General features: G+C 70.7%; 17 protein-coding genes and 1 pseudogene. 9 read left to right on the top strand and 9 right to left on the bottom strand.

What is annotated here, in order from left to right:
- The 3 genes from BUB20358_RS25745 to BUB20358_RS25735 all read left to right on the top strand — a co-directional run.
- Positions 1 to 450 (top strand): (2Fe-2S)-binding protein (locus tag BUB20358_RS25745; protein ID WP_174905136.1); only part of this gene is annotated, 450 nt, incomplete at its 5' end.
- Entirely contained in the window at positions 443 to 1,594 is a 1,152-nt protein-coding gene (locus BUB20358_RS25740) for an NAD(P)/FAD-dependent oxidoreductase (RefSeq protein WP_006766867.1), read from the top strand. The genes BUB20358_RS25745 and BUB20358_RS25740, both read left to right, overlap by 8 nt.
- Positions 1,591 to 2,643 (top strand): ABC transporter substrate-binding protein, encoded by a 1,053-nt coding sequence (locus BUB20358_RS25735; protein ID WP_035974951.1) that lies wholly within the window; start codon positions 1,591 to 1,593, stop codon positions 2,641 to 2,643. Before BUB20358_RS25740 ends, BUB20358_RS25735 begins: the two co-directional genes overlap by 4 nt.
- Positions 2,644 to 2,655: 12 nt before the next feature.
- On the opposite strand, the gene BUB20358_RS25730 is transcribed toward BUB20358_RS25735, so the two are convergent.
- The gene (locus BUB20358_RS25730) at positions 2,656 to 3,933 is read right to left on the bottom strand and encodes a YbfB/YjiJ family MFS transporter (protein WP_006766866.1); all 1,278 of its coding nucleotides are present in this window, start codon (positions 3,931 to 3,933) and stop codon (positions 2,656 to 2,658) included.
- A 501-nt stretch (positions 3,934 to 4,434) separates the two neighbouring features.
- Between BUB20358_RS25730 and BUB20358_RS28625 the strand changes: the two genes are divergently transcribed.
- Together BUB20358_RS28625 and BUB20358_RS25725 are read left to right on the top strand one after the other, a co-directional pair.
- On the top strand, positions 4,435 to 4,557 hold the full coding sequence (locus BUB20358_RS28625; protein WP_006766865.1) for a hypothetical protein: 123 nt from the start codon (positions 4,435 to 4,437) through the stop codon (positions 4,555 to 4,557).
- Positions 4,558 to 4,615: 58 nt separating this feature from the next.
- Positions 4,616 to 5,569: a CgnE/CgnB domain-containing protein gene (locus BUB20358_RS25725; protein ID WP_006766864.1), complete on the top strand. Its 954-nt coding sequence runs from the start codon at positions 4,616 to 4,618 to the stop codon at positions 5,567 to 5,569.
- 16 nt (positions 5,570 to 5,585) lie between these two features.
- Here the strand turns inward: BUB20358_RS25725 and BUB20358_RS25720 are convergent, their stop codons facing one another.
- On the bottom strand, positions 5,586 to 6,095 hold the full coding sequence (locus BUB20358_RS25720; protein WP_035974950.1) for a GNAT family N-acetyltransferase: 510 nt from the start codon (positions 6,093 to 6,095) through the stop codon (positions 5,586 to 5,588).
- A 429-nt stretch (positions 6,096 to 6,524) separates the two neighbouring features.
- On the opposite strand from BUB20358_RS25720, the gene BUB20358_RS25715 reads away from it, so the two are divergent.
- Both BUB20358_RS25715 and BUB20358_RS25710 read left to right on the top strand, forming a co-directional pair.
- Positions 6,525 to 6,857, top strand: a complete 333-nt coding sequence (locus BUB20358_RS25715; RefSeq protein WP_006766862.1) for a type II toxin-antitoxin system RelE/ParE family toxin — start codon at positions 6,525 to 6,527, stop codon at positions 6,855 to 6,857.
- Complete coding sequence (locus BUB20358_RS25710; protein WP_006766861.1) at positions 6,854 to 7,183, top strand: addiction module antidote protein; 330 nt, start codon at positions 6,854 to 6,856, stop codon at positions 7,181 to 7,183. Before BUB20358_RS25715 ends, BUB20358_RS25710 begins: the two co-directional genes overlap by 4 nt.
- A 16-nt stretch (positions 7,184 to 7,199) precedes the next feature.
- On the opposite strand, the gene BUB20358_RS25705 is transcribed toward BUB20358_RS25710, so the two are convergent.
- The 4 genes and pseudogenes from BUB20358_RS25705 to BUB20358_RS25690 all read right to left on the bottom strand — a co-directional run bounded on the left by BUB20358_RS25705 (position 7,200) and on the right by BUB20358_RS25690 (position 12,502).
- Positions 7,200 to 9,218 carry an LssY C-terminal domain-containing protein gene (locus tag BUB20358_RS25705; protein WP_035974948.1) on the bottom strand — a complete coding sequence of 673 codons (2,019 nt, stop codon included), beginning with the start codon at positions 9,216 to 9,218 and terminating at the stop codon, positions 7,200 to 7,202.
- 102 nt (positions 9,219 to 9,320) lie between these two features.
- A pseudogene (locus BUB20358_RS25700) lies at positions 9,321 to 9,771 on the bottom strand (hypothetical protein).
- Positions 9,772 to 10,074: 303 nt separating this feature from the next.
- On the bottom strand, positions 10,075 to 11,385 hold the full coding sequence (locus BUB20358_RS25695) for an MFS transporter (protein WP_006766859.1): 1,311 nt from the start codon (positions 11,383 to 11,385) through the stop codon (positions 10,075 to 10,077).
- Positions 11,386 to 11,485: 100 nt separating this feature from the next.
- A complete protein-coding gene (locus BUB20358_RS25690) occupies positions 11,486 to 12,502 on the bottom strand; it encodes an ABC transporter substrate-binding protein (protein ID WP_006766858.1) in 1,017 nt (338 codons plus the stop codon).
- Positions 12,503 to 12,740: 238 nt separating this feature from the next.
- Between BUB20358_RS25690 and BUB20358_RS25685 the strand changes: the two genes are divergently transcribed.
- Positions 12,741 to 13,406 (top strand): response regulator transcription factor, encoded by a 666-nt coding sequence (locus BUB20358_RS25685; RefSeq protein WP_006766857.1) that lies wholly within the window; start codon positions 12,741 to 12,743, stop codon positions 13,404 to 13,406.
- On the top strand, positions 13,393 to 14,835 hold the full coding sequence (locus BUB20358_RS25680) for a sensor histidine kinase (RefSeq protein WP_006766856.1): 1,443 nt from the start codon (positions 13,393 to 13,395) through the stop codon (positions 14,833 to 14,835). Before BUB20358_RS25685 ends, BUB20358_RS25680 begins: the two co-directional genes overlap by 14 nt.
- Positions 14,836 to 14,971: 136 nt before the next feature.
- Here BUB20358_RS25680 and BUB20358_RS25675 read toward each other — a convergent pair whose 3' ends face one another.
- From BUB20358_RS25675 to BUB20358_RS25665, 3 genes are all read right to left on the bottom strand, one after another.
- Positions 14,972 to 17,782 carry an Hsp70 family protein gene (locus tag BUB20358_RS25675; protein ID WP_035974946.1) on the bottom strand — a complete coding sequence of 937 codons (2,811 nt, stop codon included), beginning with the start codon at positions 17,780 to 17,782 and terminating at the stop codon, positions 14,972 to 14,974.
- Positions 17,783 to 17,787: 5 nt separating this feature from the next.
- Complete coding sequence (locus BUB20358_RS25670; protein ID WP_035974944.1) at positions 17,788 to 19,629, bottom strand: Hsp70 family protein; 1,842 nt, start codon at positions 19,627 to 19,629, stop codon at positions 17,788 to 17,790.
- Positions 19,626 to 20,124 (bottom strand): DUF2760 domain-containing protein (locus BUB20358_RS25665; RefSeq protein WP_254593980.1); only part of this gene is annotated, 499 nt, incomplete at its 5' end. The genes BUB20358_RS25665 and BUB20358_RS25670, both read right to left, overlap by 4 nt.

The following is a 20,124-nucleotide window of genomic DNA, read 5'->3' as shown; positions in this document are numbered from 1 at the left end:
CTGCTCGACGACGCGGGCGTCGTGTCGCCGCCGCCGGCCGGCAAGCCCGATGCGCGATCGCTCGAACGCACGCTCGCGCGCATCGGCGCGTTCCGCGCGGGCCTCGAAGCCGCTTTCGCGCCGCCGGCCGAGCTCGCCGCACAGTGCGCCGACGACACGATCGTGTGCCGCTGCGAGGAAATCGACGCGGGCACGCTGCGCCGCTGCATCCGCGGCGGCCAGGCCGCCGAGATCAACCGGCTGAAGGCGCTGACGCGCGTCGGCATGGGCCGCTGCCAGGGCCGCATGTGCGGCGACGCGGCCGCGCTCGTGCTCGCCGCGGAAACCGGGCGTTCGCCGGCCGACGTCGGCCGGTTGCGCGCGCAACCGCCGGTGAAGCCGTTTCCGATCGCGGCCGCGCTCGCCGGCGACGACGTCGCGGCGATTCCCGACGAGGCGCGCGATGAGTGAGCGCCGGCATTACGACGTCGCGATCGTCGGCGGCGGGCTCGTCGGCGCGTCGGCCGCGCTCGCGCTGACGCGGCGCGGGCTGCGCGTCGGCCTGTTCGAGCGGCGCGACTGCGGCGCACAGGCGAGCGGCGTGAACTACGGCGGCGTGCGCTGCCAGGGCCGCCCCGCCGAACAGCTGCCGCTCGCGCTGCGCGCGCGGCGCATCTGGGACCGGCTGCCGGAGCTGATCGGCATCGACGGCGAATTCGTCGTGTCCGGTCATTTGCGGCTCGCGCGCAGCGACGCCGATCTCGACGCGCTCGACGCATATGCGATCGTCGCCGCCGAGCATGGGCTGCCGGTGCAGGTGATGCGCGGCGACGCGTTCCGCCGCCGCTATCCGTGGCTCGGGCGCGCGGCGCGCGGCGGATCGCTGTGCGCGACCGACGGCCACGCGAACCCGCGCGTCGTGTCGCCCGCGTTCGCGCGCGCGGCGCGCGCGGCCGGCGCGGACGTGTTCGAGCACACGAGCGTCGACGACGTCGCGCACGACGGCGTGCGCTTCCAGTTGCGGGCGGGCGGCCGCGCGTACACGGCGACCTGGCTGATCAATTCGGCCGGCGCGTGGGCGAATGCGATCGCGCAGCGCTTCGGCGAAGCCGTGCCGATGGAGGCGATCTATCCGAACATGTGGGTGACCGAACCGCTGCCGCCGTTCATCGCGCACAACCTCGGCGTCTACGGCGGCGGCGTCTATGCGCGGCAGGTCGCGCGCGGCAACTGCGTGATCGGCGGCGGGCGCGGCCGCGGCGACGGCGAGTTCGGCCAGCCGTCGGTCGACACGACGCGCGCGGTGATGCGCGATGCGTGCGCGCTGCTGCCCGCGCTGCGCGATGCGCTGCTGATCCGCACGTGGAGCGGCGTCGAAGGCTGCACGCCGGACCACAACCCGATCATCGGCGCGAGCCGCACGACGCCGCGCCTGCTGCATGCATTCGGTTTTTCCGGCGGAGGCTTCCTGCTCGCGCCGGGCGTCGGCGACGTGCTCGCCGATCTCGTCACGGCCGGCGAAACCGCCACGCCGCTCGATGCGTTCTCGATCGGCCGCTTCGCACCGCACACCGCGCCGACCGTTCCTTTCCCCCACGAGGAGACCCAACGATGAAACTGCCCGCAACGATCGCGGCCGCCGCCGCGCTGTGCATCGCGAGCGCGAGCGCCTGTGCGCCCGCGTTCGCGCAAACCAGGACGCTGTACGTCGGCATGAACGGCGGACCGATGGAGAAGGCGTACACGAGCCAGGTGCTGCCCGACTTCGAGAAGGCGAACAACGTGAAGGTGGTCGTCGTGCCGGGCACGTCGTCCGACGTGCTCGCGAAGCTGCTCGCGAACCGCAGCAAGCCGCAGATCCACGTCGCGTTTCTCGACGACGGCGTGATGGCGCGCGCGGTGAGCCTCGGCGTGTGCCAGAAGCTCGACGATTCGCCGGTGCTGAAGGAGCTGTATCCGTTCGCGCGGATGAAGGACGACGTCGGCGCCGGCGTGCAGCTCGGGATGACCGGCCTCGCTTACAACAAGAAGCTGTTCGCCGAGAAGGGCTGGGCGCCGCCGACGTCGTGGATGGATTTCGCCGACCCGAAATACAAGGGCAAGGTCGTGTTCCAGTCGGCGTCGAGCAGCACGTTCGGGCTGCACGGCTTCCTCGCAATCAACCGCCTGCTCGGCGGCAACGAGCAGAACGTCGAGCCGGCATTCAGCAAGTGGGCGAGCACGGTCGGGCCGAACGTCGTCGAATACATCCCGAACTCGGCGAAGATCTCCGAGATGGTGCAGACCGGCGAAGCCGGCTTGTTTCCGCTGACGCCGACCGCCGTCGGCGATCTGCAGGACAAGGGGATTCCGGTCGCGTACGCGAATCCGAAGGAAGGCCCGGTGCTGCTGCTCGTCGACCTGTGCGTCGTCGCGAACAATCCCGATCCGCAGCTTGCGCAGAAGCTCGCGCAGTTCCTGCTGTCCGCGCCTGCGCAGACCAAGGCCGCGGAAGCCGGCAAGCAGATCCCGACGAACCGGCTCGCGAAGATGCCGGCCGCGATGCAGCAGAGCCTCGGCAACGTCGACGAGCTCGTGCACAAGGTGACGGTGGTCGACTGGACCGCGATCAACGCGCGCCGCGCGCAATGGGATACGCGCTGGAACCGGCAGATCGAGCGATAGGCGGCCGCCGCGCTACGCGGGTGCGCGCAACGCACGCTGCGCGGCGGCGAGCGCCGCGCCCGCGAACAGCGTCAGCGCCGAATAGACGAGCCCGCGTGCGAGCCCCGCGCTGTCGGATACCCAGCCGATCGCGACCGGGCCCGCGATCTGCCCGAACGCGAAGATCGTCGTGAACGCGCTGATGCCCTTCGCCCAGCCGTCGGGCGGCAGGTTGTGCCGCACGAATGCGGTCGTCGACGCGACGGCCGACAGGAACGTCGCACCGAACAGCACGCCCGATGCGAATGCGGCGGCCGGATGCACGAACACCGCAGGCATCAGCGTCGCGACGCCGAGCAATGCGTTCAGCACCGCCAGCGCCCGGCCGCCGCGCATCCGGTCGAGCAGCGTCGACCACAGCCGCGCCGACACGACCGTCGCGACGCCGAGCACCAGGTAGAACGCGGCGACCACCGTGCCGCTCATTCCGGCGCCGCGCAGCAGCGCGACGATGAACGTCATGTAGCCGATATAGCCGACGCCGAAGAGCCCGTAGCCCGCAAGCGCGAACGCAAATCGTGCGGGGCTCGCGGCGGACGCCGGCGCTGCGGCGTCGTCGCGCGCAGCGGCTTGTGCGGTATGCGCGCGCTCGATGCGCCGCGCAGCGGCGACGGCAACTGCGGAAAACAGCGCGCACGCGAGCGCGAGCGCGAACCATGCGGGCTGCCAGCCATGCACGGTGCGCGCGAGCGTCGCCGGCACCAGCAGTGACGCCGCGACGATGCCCCAGCCGGTTCCGCCGTAATAGAGCCCGAGCAGCAGGCCCGCATCGCGCGGCGACGCGGACGCGAGCCGCGCGGCGAGCACGCCGCCGCTGATGAAGATCAGCGCGCTGCCGATGCCGGTCGCGAGCCGCTGGACGAGCAGCGCGTCCATGCCGGACGTGAGCCCGCACGCGGCCATCAGCACGGCGGTCAGCGCGCAGCCGGCAGCCAGCAGCGCGCCGGTACGCCAGCGCCGCGACAGCAACGGAAACGCGAGCGCGCCGATCAGGTAGCCGGCCGCGTTCGCGGTGTTCAGCGCGCCGGCCTGCGCGAACGTCCAGCCGAGATCGGCCTTCATCGGCGGCAGCAGCAGCGCGTACGAGAAACGCGCGAGACCGAGCGCGATCGCGCTGCCGAACGACAGGCCGATCGCGGTTCGCCACGCAGCGATGCGGGCCGGATCGGCGTTCGTGTTCCCGTTCGAGTCCGTTACGCCGGCGCGCGGCCGCGGTCGGCCGGCGCGCTCCGGTGGCGGCGCTGCGCACATCGGGTCGTCTCCATCGTCGTTCGAATCGTTGCCGCCGCGACGGCGGGGCGCGCGGATTCAACCGGCGCGCGGGGATCGACAGATGGTGCCAGAAAATCGGGGCCACCGCCGTGCGCCGCGCGACACGGGCCGATCCGTCGCTCGCGGCGCCCGCTTCGCGCCCCCGGAATATTCGATAAATAATGAAATGCGAAATTATCCGCCGAATTGAATTATCAAATGCAAAATGATCCGAATCGTTTAATCGGTATCGATCCCGATATCTGGAAAAATCGGTGATTTCCGTTGTCCTTTAATCGACGATTTGCCGCTGCATCACGCGAAAAAGCCCTGTGTTTAGCGGCTTCCAGCTAAAAACTCGGGCACGCATTGCATTCGTTAAATCATCCGACTAATATCGACGCCACTCATCCGATATTCAAAAAATGCCGGATGAGGAGCGGAAATGCTTTTCCCGCGCTTTCATGTTGAATCGCTCATGTTCACCACAGGAGAATTGACATGCAGGACACTCAGCAAATCGAATTGCTCGACTGGATGCAGGAAGACACGCACCCCGAGGCCGTCGACATGATGGTCGAGGACGCCGTGGTGCCGTTCGGCACCGCGCTCTGGCCGGTCTGAGCGGGCCGCCCGTTCACGCGGAAGGGCTTCGGCCCTTCCGCCGCTTCCGGAGACACGCATGCTGAACCTGCACCGCGCGCTCGGCTTTCATCCGGCGCTGCGCGACAAGCTCTCACGCGGCGAGACGGGACAACTGCTGGTCGGCTACGACACGCGCAACCGCGACACCGCGCTGCGCGCGTTTTCCACCCTCCCCGATTCGCTCGACGCCACAACCCTCTGCCTCGAAAGCACGCCGCCCGACGATATCGCTGCCGCGCTCGAGCGTGCGGACCTGTTCGTGCTGCTGTACGACTCGTCGTGCCTGCCGACGCCGTCGCCGAGCGGGCCGCCGTTCCTCGCGGCGATCCGTCCCGCGATCGTCGAGCACTGGAGCAAGTCGGTGCTGTTCAAGGATTACGGCCCGCACCTCGACGAAGCGTTCGCCGAATCGCTCGACGACATCGCGGCACGCAACGGCAGGCTGATCGACGCGGCCGCGCGCGCGTCGCAGATCCGCTTCATCGACGAAGCCGGCAACACGCTGACCGGCTCGCTCGCGCGCGACCAGAAATGGACCAGCGTGGACGGCATGGGCAATCTCGACGTCGTGCCCGGCGAAATCGCGACGCACGTGACCGACCTGCACGGGTCGATCGTGTTCAGCGGCACGTTTCTCGGCACCGTGCCGTTCGCGATCAAGTACAAGGTCGCGGAGCGGCTGGCGACGCTGCACGTCGAGCACAGCACGATCGTCGATTTCGACAGCGACGATCCGGGCTTCCGGCGCGACTTCGCCGCGTATCTGGACCGCCACGCGAATCACCGCCGCATCGAGGAATTCGGGATCGGCACGAACCTAGGCATCCGCGGGCTCTACGGACGCAACGCCGGATTCGAGGAACGCCATCCGGGCCTGCATCTCGGCCTCGGCGGCGGCGAGCACGGCAGCCACCATCTCGACCTGATCTTCGCGCGCGGCACGCTCGCGCTCGACGAGCGGATCGTGTTCGACGGCGCGTTCGCCGTCTGACGACGGCATCCGGCGCTCAGGCTTCGGCGGCAGCCATGTCGCCGAGCCACTTGTACATCACCAGGCAGTCGACGAACCCGAGCCGCGCGTGGCGGTACGCGCGCGGCAGCCGGCCGACGACGTCGAATCCGAGCTTCTGCCACAGCGCGACCGCGACCTCGTTCGTCGCGACCACCGAATTGAACTGCATCGCGAGAAAGCCGCGCTCGCGCGCGACCTGCTGCGAGTGCTCGCACATCAGACGCGCGACGCCGCGGCCGCGCGCGGCCTCGCCGACCATGTAGCCGCAATTGCACACGTGATTGCCGGGCCCCGCCGCGTTCGCCTTCAGGTAATACGAACCGAGCAGCACGCCGTCCTCTTCGGCGACCCACGTGCAGAGCGGCGCGTCGAGCCACTGCGCACGCGCGGCTTCGCGCGTCGGCGCAGGGTCGAACGCGTAGGTCTCCTGGGCGGCGACGATCGCCTGATAGATCGGCCAGAACCGGGGGAAATCGTCGTCGTTCATCGGGCGTAGCGTGATCATGCGCGGTCCTTGCGAAGGTATGCGTAACGGATCGGATGGCGACGCGGCAGCGGACAGGCGCTGCACGCGCCGCGGATCACGCGATGGTGCCAGAACTTCGGGCTGCGCACGTCGGGCGTTCGCTACTGTGCTTGCGCAGCGTGCCCGCATCGCGGCCGCGCAGTGCGGAGCCTGGCCGTTCGGCCGAATCGCGACCGCCCGCACCGGGTGAAAGAATGACCGTCGCATTCGGCAGCGGGCGCGTGCCGCGTCCGACACACCGGGCGGCTGCACGTCCCGCATGCCGGCTTCGGCACGCGTTCATCGCGCGCGCCGCGACTGCGACGCACACGCGCGCATTCCGCGCACCCATGCGTCGCGCCTTTCGCTTCCGGAAACGAACCGCATGATGCGCATCGCCTTCACCCATTTTGTAGCCTATAAGTTACAATGACACCCAAGTTCGAACTGCTTCGCTATCAGCGTGACGACGGTCGCGAGCCTTTCACCGAGTGGCTGAATGCCGTGCGCGACAAGTTCGCGCAGGCTCGGATCCGCGAACGCCTGCGTCGCGTGCAGACTGGCAACTTCGGCGATTGCGTGCCGGTCGGCGAAGGCGTGATCGAACTGCGCATCCACGTCGGCGCCGGCTACCGCGTGTACTTCGGCCGGCACGGCGGCACGCTCGTGCTGCTGCTGTCCGGCGGCGACAAGTGCAGCCAGCCCGACGACATCAAGCGCGCGAAGGAACACTGGACGAACTGGAAACGGAGGCAGATGTGAGCAAGCTCAAAGGGGCCGTGTCGCACCACGACGCGGAAGTCGCCGAACTGGGCGCCGATCGCGAGCTCGCGGTCGCATACCTGCGCGTCGCGATGGAATCGCTCGACGATCCCGACAATCGCGCAGCCGCGCTGCTTGCGCTGCGCACGGTCGCCGAAGCGTACGGCGGGCTCGGCGCCGTGGCGGCCGAAGCGGGCATCAGCCGCGAATCGCTGTATCGAACGCTGTCGCCGAACGGCAACCCGACGCTGAAAACCCTGCTCGCCGTACTCAAAACCGTCGGGCTGCGCCTGTCGGTCGTGCCGGCGGAGCCCGCGCACGCGTGAGCCGCACATCGGCCGTTCACGGCCGCACCATCCACACGAGCAGCATGTCGGCCGGCGCCCTGCCGGTTCCCGGCGGCGGATGCTCGATCTTCGGGTCGATCGCGAGCATTCGTGCGATCGTCGCGGAATCGTCGAGCGGCGTCGTGCGCACGATCGTCATTACGCGCATCGGCCGATGCAGCGTCTCGCGATACAGCGCGCCGTACCACAGCGGCCGCGTGCCGAGCGCGTCCTGCAGCACGTACGGATAGCGCCACAGCCGCAGCACGAAACGGCTTTCCGGTTGCGCCGGGTCGACGCGGACGAACACGCGACGCGTGCTTTCGCCGTGCGTATAGCGCGGCAGCACCGGCAGCGTATCGGGCGGCGCCTGCGGCGTCAGCCAGCGCAACGCGGTCGCGGGCGACCACGGCGTCGCGCGCTGCCAGCCGGCCTGCGCGAGATGACGGTCGAGCGTGTCCGACGTCGCGCACCATTGCAGCGACAGATACTCCTCGCGGTCGCCGCCGATTTCGCTACGCCGGGTCGGCACGCGCTGCCAGCCGCCGTGCAGCCATTGATCGACGGTCATCGCGACCACGTCGCCGGCGTGCGGCCGCGTCGCGCGATCGAGCGCCCATTGCGCGGGTATCGTCCACACGCCGGCCGTCGCGAGCACGACGATCACCGCGACGAGCGCGCCCCTCGGCTGCACGTGCTCGCGCACGCGCCAGTACGAATACGTCGCCGCGAGCACCGCGAACCATGCAAGCCCGAGGCTCCATCCGCCGAGCAGCCCCGACAGCCACGTATCGCCGACGTACAACCGCGCAAAGCCGCCGAGCACGATCCACAGCACGACCGCCGTGACGACCGGAATGCGCCACGGCGCGGGCCGGTCGCGCGCGAGCAGCCAGCCGAGCCCGCTGCTCGCGAGAATCGCGAACGCCGCATCGGCGTCGGGCAGCGGCACGTGCACGGCGCCGGGCGGCACGCTCGCGGGCGTCGCCCCGGGCGCGGCCGCGCCGAACACCGGCACGAGCACGACCGCGATGCCGACTGCCGCGAGCCACCACGCGGCCGTCAGCCAGCAGCGATGAATCAGCAGCCAGACGAGGAACGCGGCCGCGACGATCAGCCCGGTGTCGCGGCCGTGCAGCACGGCGAGCGCGCGCATCGCGGCATCGACCGGCGGCGTGCGCAGGTTCTGCAGGAACGCGTACAGCGCGACGTCGGCGTGCATCAGCGGATCGTTCGCGACGACGTGCTGCACGACGCCCGCGAACAGCCATACGCAACCGACGAACAGCAGCGCGAGCACCGGCACGGCGCCCGGCAGCGCGCGCAGCGTATCGACCGTGCGATGCAGTCGCGCGCCGACGCTCGGCCAGCGGCGCACGCACGCATGCAGCGTCGCGCTTGCCGCGCGGCACAGCAGCGGCCAGCCGCGCTGCAGCGCGACGCGCACGCCGATCCATACGAGCGCGACCAGCGCGGCGACGACCAGCAGGATCGCGGCGACACGCACGCTGATCGCCGCAGCAAGCGCGGCCGACGCGCCGAACACGATGCCCGGCGCGACGTGCGCGGGCGCCCAGACGAGCGCGGACACGATATTGACCGGGTAGAACGAGCGGCGCGGCAGCGTCGCGCATCCGACGACGACCGGCACGACTGCACGCACCGGCGCCAGAAAACGCGCGAGCACGACGCTCTTCATCCCGTGGCGCAGCACGAACTCCTCGCCGCGCGCGTAGACGGCCGCATAGCCGACGCGCGTCCACCAGTCGCGGATCATCCCGCGATAGCGGCGGCCAAGTTCGTAGCTGATTCCGTCGCCGACGACCGCGCCGGCGGCCGCCACGCCGATCGTCGTCCAGCCGTCGAGCGCGCCGGCGCCGATCAGCGTGCCGGCCGCGAACATCACGGCGCCGGCCGGCACGACGGTGCCGATCAGCGCGATCGCTTCCGCGCACGCGGCGGCGAACACGATCGCGAGCACCAGCAGCGGATGCGCACCGATCGTGGCGAGCCATGCGTGGATCGCGTCGCTCATCGGATGCTCCGCCGCGCGACGGCGCCCAACGCGCGCCGTGCGAACACGATCGTCGGCAGACGGTTCATCGATGCAGGCGCGCGGCGTGGCCGGCCGGCGGCATCAGTCGAATTCGTACCGGCGCGCATCGGCTTCGAGCGGCGCGGCGCGATCGCCGGCAGCCGCGATCTCGCGCAGATGGCGCGCGATGAACGTGCCCGTCGAACCGGCGGCTTCGTACCGGCGCATGCGGCGAAATTCGTGGGTCAGCACGCGTCGCGTGGCGTGGCCGCGCAGCACGAGCACCGCGCGACCGAACGTGACGCCGATCGTGCCGCGCGCCGGCGGGCCCGTGTCGCGCGCGATCGCGGCAAGCGATGCGATATCGAGGAACGGTAGCCGCTCGGCGATCACGACGCCGCCGCGCTCCGGCTGCACGACGCCGACCGTGCGCGTCGTCGGTCTGCACGGGCATCGGCGGTGCGCGGTGCGCGAGCCCGCGCGCCGCCTGTGCGTCGGCCGACGCGGCGGCGTCGGGCAGCGCGGACGGCAGGATGTCGGCAGGATCGATCATCGTCGGGCTCCTCTGGCGCGGTTCAACCCGGCACCAGTTTAGCCCTGAATCGGGACGGTTCGCGCCACGCGCGGCGTGGCCGGCAGCCGCCGTCCAAGACGATGCCGACCAAGCCGGCCGCATGCAGGCCGGACCGAGCGAACGCCGCACGATCCGCCGTCGATCGCACCCGCGTTCTTCGCACGCATGTAGAACGAACGACACGCTGTGCGCGGCGCGCGGCCGCGCATGCTCATCGACGATGTGCGGCGCATACCGACCGCGCACGCGCACGGCCGCCGCCCGGCACGGCCGCACGCCGCATCAAGCTTGCGCCGCCACCATCCTGCGCTCCGCGCGCGTCCACGCGACCAGCGCGCCGGTGCCGAGCAGCGCGAGGCACACGATCGGCACGATCATCGGCCCGAACGCGGTGCCCGTCACCTTGCCGGCGAACGGCATCAGGTTCTGGCTGAAGAAGCCGCCGAGGTTGCCGATCGAGTTGATCGCGGCCACGCTCGCCGCGGCCCGCGCGCCGGTGAAGTAGCGCGGCGGCATCGACCAGAAGCACGGATACAGCAGCGGAATGCACGCGCCGCCGAGCACGAGCGCGACGAAGCGCAGCGGCGTCGACGGCAGCACGAGACTCAGCAGGAAGCCGAGCGCGCCGAGCGCCGCGACGATCGCGATCGTGCGCAGGATGCTGCCCGCGCGGCGCAGCTTCGACGGCAGCCACAGCAGCAGCAGCACCGCGAGCGCCCACGGCAGCATGCTCAGCAGACCGTTCGTGCTGCTCGACACGCCGAACGATTTCACGAGCGTCGGCAGCCAGTACGTGACGCCGTACAGCGACGTCGACATCAGCATGTAGGTCGCCGCGAACAGCATCACGCGCGGATCGAGCAGCGCCTTCCACGGCTGCGCATGTTCCGCTTGCGCGGGCTTCTCGCGCTCGAGCGCGGCGGCGACGATCTGCTTCTCGCGCGCATCGAGGAACCGCGCGTCGCGGAACGACGCGGGCAGCACGCGGAACACGACGAGCGCGACGACGACGGCCGGCACGCCCGTCGCGACGAACACCCATTGCCAGCCCGCGAGCCCCCATACGCCGTTCAGGCTCAGCAGCACGCCGCCGACCAGCGAGCCGAGCATGTTCGCGAGCGCGCTGCCGAGCGTGAAGATGCCGAGCACCTTCGCGCGATAGCTCTGCGGAAACCACAGCGTCAGGTAGTAGATCACGCCCGGATAGAAGCCCGCTTCGGCGATACCGAGCAGGAAGCGCAGCGAGCAGAACACCGGCATCGACGTCGTGAAGCCCATCAGCACCGTGATGAGGCCCCACGTCAGCATGATCCGCGCGAGCCATACGCGTGCGCCGTAGCGATGCAGCGCGAGCGTGCTCGGTACCTCGAACAGCAGGTAGCCGATGAAGAACAGCGACGACGCGAGCCCGAACGCGGCCTCCGTCATCCCGAGGCTGTGCACCATCTGCAGTTTCGCGAAGCCGACGTTCTGCCGGTCGATGAACGCGATCAGGAACATCACGACGAGGATCGGCAGCAGGCGCCGCGCCATCTTCGACATGATGCGCCGCTCTTCGGCGGACGCGGGGTCCAGGGTTTCGGTGGCATTCACTGCGGGTTCCTCCGTGAATCGATTGCGTATCGGTTGAATCGGCGCGACGCGGATGCGCGTGCCGAACGCTCGGGTGTGTGGGTGCGCGACGCCGCCGCGCTCAGCCGGAGCGGTAGTCGTCCAGCATCGGCGCGAACATGTCGCGCCACGTGCGCGGCTTCGCCTTGATCGTGCCGGCGAAATACAGGAACTCGACGTAGTCCATCAGCTGGGTGGGGCGCACCGAGAAGCGCGTGTCGGGTGCGGCGAGCATCCGCATCACGTCGTCGTGCGACACGCCGACGCCGGACGACGCCGCATACAGCGCGGCCGCCGCGCGCGGGTCCTGCGCGATCAGCCGGTTCGCTTCGTCGAGCGCGCCGAGAAACGCCGATGCGAGCGCGGGCTCCGCATCGACGAGCCGCTTCGGCGCGAACACGACGTCGAGCGTCATCGGGCCGAGCACGTCGACCGAGTTCACGACGCGGCGAATGCCCGGCTCGCGCAGCTCGAGCGTCGAGAACGGCGGCGACGTGAAGTGCGCCGTCACGCCGTTCTCGCGGCGGATCAGCGCCTGCATCGCCTGCGGATGCGGCAGGTTCACCGTGATCGAATCGAGCTGCGCGAAATGCGCGCGGCCGAGCTGGCGGCTCGCGACCATCTGCAGCACGACGGCCGACAGCGACGTGCGAATGCCCGGCACCGCGATGCGGTCGGACGGCGTGAAGTCGCGCAGCGACGCGAGGCCCGGACGATTCGCGTTCAGCGACAGCGACGTCGTCGACAGCCCGCTGATGCCGATCACCTCGACGTTCGGAATGCCGCGCGCCCGCGCCCACAGCTCGATGAAGCCCGGCGCGCCGGCGCCCGCGAAATCGAGCGTGCCGGCCATCATCGCGTCGTTGACCGAATTGCCGCCGTCGAGCAGCACCCAGTCGACCGCGACGTCGCGCACGCCGTGCCGCGCCGCATGACGCTCGAACAGCCGCTGCTTCTCCATCACGAGCAGCGGCAGATACAGCACGCCATAGCCTTTCGAGATCCGCACCGTGCGCGGCTTCGCGCGCACGAGCGACGGCGCGGCGAGCGCGCCGAGACTCGCGGCGATCAGCGCGCGGCGGCGCAGCGACGTCGTCATGCGCGCTCCTGCGCGCAGCCCGCGGCACGCGGCGATGCGCAGCGCGGCGTCGTGCCTGCGTGCGGGTGCGTCGTGCCCGTCGGTTGCTGCATGTTGCCGTCTCCTTCCGTATTTCTGGTATTAATGCCGTCCTTGCATACTGCTTCCGGCTCGACACAGGTTATCGACCGAGTCTGAGAAAATGCTGACATCCCGGCCCCGGGAAAACCCGTAACCCCCACATCTGCACAACGGCACCATGCGCATACTCGTCGTCGAAGACGATGCCGAAATCGGCGCGGCGATCCGCAGCCGGCTCGCACGGCTCGGCCACGCGGTGGACCTCGAAGCGGACGGTGCGACCGCGCACGGGCTGCTGCGCGTCGAACGATTCGATCTCGTCGTGCTCGATGCGAACCTGCCCGGCATGGACGGCTTCACCGTGCTGCGCAACCTGCGCGCGTCCGGCAGCACGACGCCCGTGCTGCTCGTCACCGCGCGCTCGGCGATCGACGATCGCGTGAGCGGGCTCGGCCTCGGCGCCGACGACTATCTGGTGAAGCCGTTCGACTACCGCGAGCTCGACGCGCGCGTGCAGGCGCTCCTGCGTCGCAACAGCGGCCACGCGAACGACGTGCTGACGCTCGGCGGCCTCGCGATCGATCGCAGCAGCCGCCTCGCGGAACTCGACGGCAAGCCGCTGTCGCTGTCGCGGCAGGAATTCGCGCTGCTCGAAATCCTCGCGAGCCGTCCGCAACGGATCTTCTCGAAAGAAGAGCTGCTGAACCAGCTGTTCAGCTTCGGCAACGAGCCGACCGCGAACGCGGTCGAGCAGTACGTGACGCGCGTGCGCCGCAAGCTGGCCGGCAGCTCGGTCGAAATCCGCACCGTGCGCGGAATGGGATATCAGATTGGCACGCATTGACTGGTTTCCGAAGACGCTGTTCGGCCGCACGCTGCTGTTCATCGCGCTCGTCGTCGCGACCGGCGCGCTCGCACTCGCGGCGATCGCGCGCTACTACGCGGGCGTTGCCGCCGAACGCGCGTACGACCAGCTGCTCGCCGGCGCGTCGATCCAGGTCGCCGAGAACCTCTACGTGCAGGGCGGCGTGCTCGCGCTGAATCCGCCGGTCGCCGCGCTGTCCACGCTGTCGCGCTACGACCTCGTCTACTACAAGGTCGTCGATTCGCGCGGGATCGTGGTCGCCGGCTACAACGATCTCGCGAGTCCGGTCACGCTCGCCGCCGCGAAGCAGGGCCCCGCGTTCGCGAACGCCGTCTACCAGGGACACCGCGTCCGCACCGCGACCATCGCGCGCTACATGCCCGAGGAACGAACGCCCGGCTGGGCGCTCGTCACCGTTGCGCAGACAACCAACGCGCGGCAGCAGCTGACCAACGACATGAGCGTCAAGGTATGGACGCTGATCGTGCTGATGAGCGTGCTCGCGATCGGCGCGAGCGGCCTCGCGATCCGTCGCGGGCTGCGCCCGCTCGCGCAGATCGGCGCGATCATCGCCGCGCGCGACCCGGCCGACCTGAGGCCGGTGGCCGCCGACACGCCGAGCGAGATCGACGCGATCATCGGCGCGATCAACGGACTGATGCGCCGGCTTGCCGAGCGGATCAACGCGATGCAGCGCTTCATCGCCGATGCCGCGCACCAGATGCGCACGCCGCTCGCGCGGCTCGACGCGCAGATCGAGCTGCTCGACGGCGAAGCCGATGCCGCGCGCCGCGCGGCACGGCTCGACGCGCTGCGCGCGACCTGCGCGGACGTCGGCCGGCTCACCGGGCAATTGCTCAATCACGCGATGGTGATCCATCGCACCGAAGTCGTGCCGCTGCAGCCGGTCGAACTCGTCGCGCTCGCGAAGGAAGTGCTCGGCCGCACGATACCGCTCGCCGGCGAGCGCGACGTCGCGGTCGCGTTCGCGAGCGATGCGCCGCACGCGTGGATCGACGGCGACGCGATCAGCCTGCAGGAAGCGCTGTCGAACGTGCTGCACAACGCGCTGCTGCACGGCGGCGCGGACGACATCGTCGTATCGGTCGCGACGCGCGGCAACGCCGGCGACGCGGTGACGCTGACCGTCACCGACAACGGCCGCGGCATGCCGCGCGAGCATTGGGACGCCGCGCTGCGGCCGTTCGTGCGGATTGCCGCGGACGGCACCGAGCGGCGCACCGGCTCCGGGCTCGGGCTTGCGATCGTGCAGGAAGTGATGAAGGCGCACGGCGGGCGCGTCGGCTTCGCGTTTCCGGACGGCGGCGGGTTTGCGGTGGTGCTGACGTTTCCGCGCGCGGCCGAACGAACGGGCGGCAACGACGATACGGCGGTAACGCGCAGCTGAACCCGGCACACGCGGCGATGCTCGCGGCGACGTCGTCCGTCGCCGTCACCTGCGGCGCGGCACGGGTTGCCGCAAGCGCTCCCGTCGGATGCGATTCACGCTCCCGCATCGAACGACCACGCACGCCGCGTTTCGCTCAATCGCCGATCAGCTTCAACCCCGCCGGCAGCGTTTCGCCGAACACGCGCACCGTGTCGGCCTCGTCGAACGCGATCGCCTCGCGCACCATGTCGATCCACGTCGGCGACGCATGGGCGGCCGCGAGCCGGCGAATCACCGCATCGCGCGTAGCGGCCGGCAGGTCGCGCGAGCGGTCGCCGGTCATCCGCGCGATCTGCGCGGCCGCGAACGCCGCAGGCTCCACCTGCTTCCAGTCGAGTGCGAACAGCGCGTCGAGCCAGCCGCTCGCGACGTCGGCCGGTACGACGCCGTGCGCGCTGCCGTAGAACGGCCGCCGCGCGCCGATCCGCCCGAGCGCCCATGCGCACAGCGCACGCTCCGCCGGCTTCTGCAGTTGCACGATCAGCCGTTCCGCCAGCTCGATCTTGCGTTCGACCGGCAACCGCTCGAGCGAAGCCGACAGCCGCGTCATGTCCGCCGCGCCGACCTTGTCCGGATCGAACGGCAGCTTGCGACGCTTGCCGTCCGCGGCCGGCTCGAGGAACGCGATCGCGTCGCGCACCTGCATCTGCGCATCGTCGTTCAGGCCGCCGGCCGCGCGGCGCCACAGCGTCCACCATTCGGACCACACCTGCGCGTCGTTCACGTACTGGATTCCGTCATCGAACAGCGGCCACAGCTGCTCGATCCGCCACGCATCGAGCGGATGGCCGAAGCCCGGGCGCAGACAATAGCCGGCAAGGTTCAGCCACGCACGCTCGTGATCGGCCGAGCGGCGACGCCGCCGTGCGCGCGCAAGCAGCGCGTCGAACAGTTCGCGTGCGAGCGCCAGATCCCATTCGTCGCGCGGGCCGAGCACCTGTTCGAGCTGCGCGCGCAGACGGCGCGTGTCCTTCGGCGTCACGCCGGACGCGCGGCTGCCGAACGAGCGGTCGATCAGCTCGAGCGCCTGATCGATACGCGGATGGCGCGCCGACGTCGCGTCGTCGTGCGGCGCCGGCGCGTCGCCGCGCAGCTGGAATTCGAGCCGCCAGCGCCGCGTCGCATCGTCGGTCGCGATGCAATGCATCTCGAGCGTGCCGACCTCCGTCAGCGACGCCGTCAGCTTCACCGGCGTCTCGCGCGCATCGCTGCCGGCGTGGCGGCCGACGACCGTCGCGATCGGCGGCAGCCGCACGAAATCGCCGCCGTCCAGCGCGATCAGATCGCCGGGCCGGTATGCGGTGTCGGCCACCGTCGACACCAGATGGAAACGCACCGGCTGCCCGAGCTGCAGCGCGAACGTGCGATCTTCGAGCCGGATTTCGCGGCCCTCTTCGGCGCCGCGCGGCAGCAGGCAGACACCGCGCGCGGCCGTATCGCCCGAGTCGTCGTCCAGCACGAGGAAGTAGCTGCGCGCGGACCCGCCACCGATCCGCGGCGCATGCCCGGCGCGCGCGAGGCCGTACGCGACCGCGCCGCGTGCGACCGCGACGTCCGGATGCGCGTTGTGCAATACGTCGAGCGGCGCGCCGCGCCACGCACCGAGCGTCTGCGCGAGACGGCCGGCCAGCGCGCCGGCACGGAACACGCCGCCGTTCAGCAGCAGCGTGTCGGGCAGCGGGCCTTCCGCATGACGGTGCAGGAACGCGGCGACGTGCCGCGTGACGGCCGCATCGCTCGCATACGGCAAACCGAATTCGACGATCGCGGCACGCGTGCGCCGCGGCAGTTCGTCCGCTGCAACCTTCGGGAAGAATCCGTCGACGACGATCTGCTCGACTTCCTGCCGCGTGAGCTCGGCGGAGCGCGCGCCGCCGACGAGCTTGCTGCCCGCGCCGAGCAGCGTCACGGTGACCGAAGCCGGCGCGTCGTCGCCGAGCAGCCGCTCCTTCGCCGCGCGGCAACGCTCGACGAGCTGCGACAGGCTTGCGGCGGACAGCCGCGTGCCGGGCTCGGTCAGCCGCGTCTCGACGAGCCGCGCGAGCGCGAGATCCATGTTGTCGCCGCCGAGCATCAGATGATTGCCGACGCCGACCCGCGTGAACACCGGCTCGCCGTCGTCGCCCGGCGCGACGTCGACGAGCGTGAGGTCGGTCGTGCCGCCGCCGACGTCGCAGATCAGCACGCGACGCGCGCTGGCGAACGTATCGCGCAGCGTCGCGCGCTGGCCGTACAGCCAGTCGTAGAACGCCGCCTGCGGCTCCTCGAGCAGCCGCAGCGCGGGCAGCTTCGCGCGCCGCGCGGCCTCGAGCGTCAACGCGCGCGCGCCGTCGTCGAACGATGCGGGCACCGTCAGGATCACGTGCTGTTGCGCGAGCGGCGCATCGGGAAACCGCGCGTCCCACGCGTCGCGCACGTGCGCGAGATAGCTCGCGCTCGCATCGACCGGCGACACCTTGTCGACGCCGTCGGCCGCGCCCCACGGCAGGATCGGCGCGAGCCGGTCGACCGCCGCGTGCGACAGCCAGCTCTTCGCGCTCGTCACGAGCCGGCCGGGCACCTGCGCGCCGAGCGTGCGCGCGTAGCGGCCGATCACCGGCGGCGGCGAGCCGCTGCCGTCGCCCTCGTTATCGCCGTCGCCGGCATCGCGGGCCGTCCGACCTTCGCCGCGTCCCGCGCGTGCCGCCGCGCCGGACACGTGCCACGGGAGCCGCAACGCATCCGCCGGCAGTTCGCCGGGCGCCGGGTGATAGCGCACCGACGGCAGCAGCGGCTGCGCGGCAACCGCGCCGGGGCCGACGAGCTGCTCGACGTCGAATACGCGAATCGCGTCGGAGCCGGCCTCGACGTATGCGACGACCGTATTGCTCGTGCCGAGGTCGATGCCGACCGTGTAGCGCTTCATCGTGCTCAGGCGGCGCCGCGCACGTCGAACTCGACCTTCCAGCGCTCGTCCGTGCCGCTCGGAATCGCCTCGAGTTCGAGCGTGCCGGCCTCGGTCACGCGCGCGTGCAGCTTCACCGGCACGACTTCGCCGACGGTGCGGCCTTCGGCCGGCAGCGTCGCCTGGATCTCGTCGAGTTCCTGCAGCTCTTCCGGCGACCAGTAGTCGAGCAGCGTGCCGACCTGATCCTGGCGGCGCACCGACGAACCGAAGAAGCGGAACTGCACCGGCTCGCCGACGACGAGGCCGAACTCCTGCGGCGGCAGCGCCGCGCTGGTGCCCTCTTCCATTCCGAACGGCGCGACGCACAGCGCCTGCACCGGCGGCTCGAGCCCCGGCACCGCGGGCATCGCCGATTCGACCGCGACGTAGTACGCACGCGCGGTGCCGCCGCGGATCCGCACGCCGCGGCCGCGCTTCACGTAGCCGTAGTACGCGGCGCCGCGCGCGACCGCGAGATCGAGATCCGCGCCTTCGAGCAGACGCGCGGGCGGCGCGCCTTCGGCGGCCAGCCAGCCGTTCAGCGTGTCGACCACACGCTGCGTGAGCAGCGACGACTTGAACACGCCGCCGTTGAACAGCACAGCTGTCGGATGCAGGAACGTCGCGCCCGGCGGCAGCGTGCGCTGCACGCCGTCGAGCGCGTCGAGCGCCGCGATCTGGCGGCCGAGGAACGCCGCGAGATGGCGCGTGATGCCCGCATCCTGCGCATACGGCAGGCCGAGCTGCGTGAGGCCCACGCGTGCGCGGCTGACCGGACGCGCGGCCGCGTCGACCTGCGGGAAGAAGCCTTCGAGGATCGTCTGCGTGAGCTCGGCGCGCGTCAGCTCGGTGCGAATCGACCCGCCGATCAGCTTCGAGCCGCGGCTCGGCACGACGAGCGGCACCGCATCGACGCTCGGGTCGGACAGCAGCGTTTCCTTCGCGGAGCGGCATGCGTACGTGAGCGCGCGCAGCTGCCACGGATCGGCCTGCGTGCCCTGCTGCGCGAGCTTGCGCGCGACCACGTGCGCGAGCGCGAGGTCCATGTTGTCGCCGCCGAGCAGGATGTGCTCGCCGACCGCGACGCGATGCAGCTCGAGATTTCCGTCGCGCTCGACCACCGCGATCAGCGACAGGTCGGTCGTGCCGCCGCCGACGTCGACGCACAGGATCAGATCGCCGACCTGCACCTGCTTGCGCCAGCCGCCTTCGCTCTTCTGGATCCAGCTGTACAGCGCGGCCTGCGGCTCTTCGAGCAGCGTCATCCGCGTATAGCCGGCCGCGCGGGCGGCCTCGGCCGTCAGTTCGCGTGCGGCCGGATCGAACGATGCGGGGATCGTGACCGTCACGTCCTGCTCGACGAACGGCGCATCCGGATGCGCGTGGTCCCACGCTTCGCGAAGGTGCGTCAGATAGCGGATCGAGCTTTCGAGCGGCGACACGCGCGCGACTTCCGGCGGCGCGTCGCTCGGCAGGATCGCCGCGCGGCGGTCGACGCCCGGATGGCACAGCCAGCTCTTCGCGCTCGATACGAGACGGATCGGCGTGCCCGCACCGCGGCTGCGCGCCATCTCGCCGACCGCGAAGTCGCGCGACGCCGTCCACGGCAGCGTCAGGTCGCCCTGCGTGAGCTCGCTCGGATGCGGCAAATAGAGGAACGACGGCAGCAGCGTGCGCGACTCGATCGCGCCGGGTGCGGTGAGCTGCGGAATCGGCAGCACCTGCTGCGCGATCTTCTCGCCGTCGCTCGCGGCGCTGTCGACGTACGACAGCGCGCAATGCGTCGTACCGAGGTCGATGCCGATCGAATAACGCGGATCGCTCACAGTTCCACCTCCGCCGGCGCGATCACGGACGCGTCGTGGCTGCCGGTCAGCTTCGGCAGGCGCACGTCGGCGACACGCCAGCCGCGATGGCTGATCGTGCCGGTAAACGGCGCGGTGCCGACGACGTTGCCGGTCACGCGCACGGCCGTCGCATCGAAGCCGGCCGGCAGCGTCACGCGGCTGCCTTCGGCTTCGTCGCGCACCGGCACGATCGTGAAGTGCTCGCGCAGCGCAGCGCGGCAACCGTCGTGCACGAGCCGCGCGGCCGCGCCGATGTCGGCGTCCGTATAGCCGGCGATGTCTTCCTCGACGAAATCGATGAAGCGCGCGTCGCGCTGCAGCAGGCCGAGCAGCTGCAGTGCCGCCTGCGGGCTCGCTTCGCGCAGCTCGGGCGCCGGCGCCTTCACGGGCTCGGCGACCGGTGCCGGTGCGGCCGCGGGTGCAGGCGCGGCCGTGGGTGCGGCGGCCGGCGTCGGTGCGGCCGGCGCGGGTGCC

Source organism: Burkholderia dolosa, assembly GCF_902499135.1.
GTDB classification, from domain to species: domain Bacteria; phylum Pseudomonadota; class Gammaproteobacteria; order Burkholderiales; family Burkholderiaceae; genus Burkholderia; species Burkholderia dolosa.
Note: the sequence above shows the minus strand (reverse complement) of the source record. Positions and strands in the feature narration are given on the sequence as shown.

Coding starts and splice junctions, on each gene's coding strand:
- BUB20358_RS25735 (WP_035974951.1), top strand. CDS start 1,591: ATGAAACTGCCCGCAACGATCGCGGCCGCCGCCGCGCTGTGCATCGCG.
- BUB20358_RS25725 (WP_006766864.1), top strand. CDS start 4,616: ATGCTGAACCTGCACCGCGCGCTCGGCTTTCATCCGGCGCTGCGCGAC.
- BUB20358_RS25675 (WP_035974946.1), bottom strand. CDS start 17,782: ATGAAGCGCTACACGGTCGGCATCGACCTCGGCACGAGCAATACGGTC.
- BUB20358_RS25740 (WP_006766867.1), top strand. CDS start 443: ATGAGTGAGCGCCGGCATTACGACGTCGCGATCGTCGGCGGCGGGCTC.
- BUB20358_RS28625 (WP_006766865.1), top strand. CDS start 4,435: ATGCAGGACACTCAGCAAATCGAATTGCTCGACTGGATGCAGGAAGAC.
- BUB20358_RS25685 (WP_006766857.1), top strand. CDS start 12,741: ATGCGCATACTCGTCGTCGAAGACGATGCCGAAATCGGCGCGGCGATC.
- BUB20358_RS25705 (WP_035974948.1), bottom strand. CDS start 9,218: ATGAGCGACGCGATCCACGCATGGCTCGCCACGATCGGTGCGCATCCG.
- BUB20358_RS25720 (WP_035974950.1), bottom strand. CDS start 6,095: ATGATCACGCTACGCCCGATGAACGACGACGATTTCCCCCGGTTCTGG.
- BUB20358_RS25730 (WP_006766866.1), bottom strand. CDS start 3,933: ATGTGCGCAGCGCCGCCACCGGAGCGCGCCGGCCGACCGCGGCCGCGC.
- BUB20358_RS25715 (WP_006766862.1), top strand. CDS start 6,525: ATGACACCCAAGTTCGAACTGCTTCGCTATCAGCGTGACGACGGTCGC.
- BUB20358_RS25690 (WP_006766858.1), bottom strand. CDS start 12,502: ATGACGACGTCGCTGCGCCGCCGCGCGCTGATCGCCGCGAGTCTCGGC.